Origin of the sequence: Terrabacter terrae, assembly GCF_039529575.1 — a bacterium.
Lineage (GTDB): Bacteria > Actinomycetota > Actinomycetes > Actinomycetales > Dermatophilaceae > Terrabacter > Terrabacter terrae.
In genome coordinates, this window is the sequence record NZ_BAAANB010000083.1 from 1 (window position 1) to 754 (window position 754).

1 protein-coding gene is annotated in these 754 nt (G+C 73.6%); it reads left to right on the forward strand.

What is annotated here, in order from left to right; genetic code table 11:
• Positions 1 to 304: 304 nt before the first annotated feature.
• Positions 305 to 754 (forward strand): hypothetical protein (locus ABD194_RS19270; RefSeq protein WP_343994493.1); only part of this gene is annotated, 450 nt, incomplete at its 3' end.

Sequence of the window (754 nt, forward strand, 5' to 3'; positions counted from 1 at the left end):
ACTACCTCCTGTCGGTCCGGCTCGACGACGGCCCGATCGGGAAGGAGGCCGCGCGCGAGAAGCTGCTCGCGTGGTGGGCGCAGCGCGAGACCCCGGCCTGACGGCATACGCCCGCTCGGGTGGGCACCCGGTGGGCAGTCCTCCCCGTCGCCCGCCCGCCTCACCTGCCCGTACGCTCGGGCGCACCTCGTCCGCCCCGCACCGCCCGGAGACGTCGCGTCCGCTGATCTGACACGGCCTGTCGTGAATGATTGACTGACCGCGCCGTCCCCGAGCCTGCGGGAACGACCGAAAGGAACCAGTCATGACCACCCTCGCCTACCCGAGCGCGGACTTCCCGGGCCAGCCGGCGGTGACCCTCGACGTGCCCGAGGGATGGGAGCCCGCGCACGCGCCCGGCACGACCATGGCCGCCCGGCTGCCGCGCGAGGGGGCGTTCGCGCCCAACGTGGTGGTCACCATCGAGCAGTGTGGTCCCGCCTACCGGGTCGAGGAGTCGCTCGAGCAGGTCGCGTCCCTGGCCGCCCTGCGTGGGGGCGGCGTCTCCGAGCCGTATGCGGCGGAGCTCGGCGGAGCCCACTTCGTCGGCTGCGACGCGACCTGGCCCGACGCCGACGTCGACACCGTGCTCCAGGCCAACCTCTTCCACCACGTCACCTCCGGCACGACCGCGGGGCACGTGGTGCAGCTGACCGGCGCCGTTGGCGGCTCGGAGGCCGAGGCCGACTACGAGCTGATCCGCCAGGTGCTGACC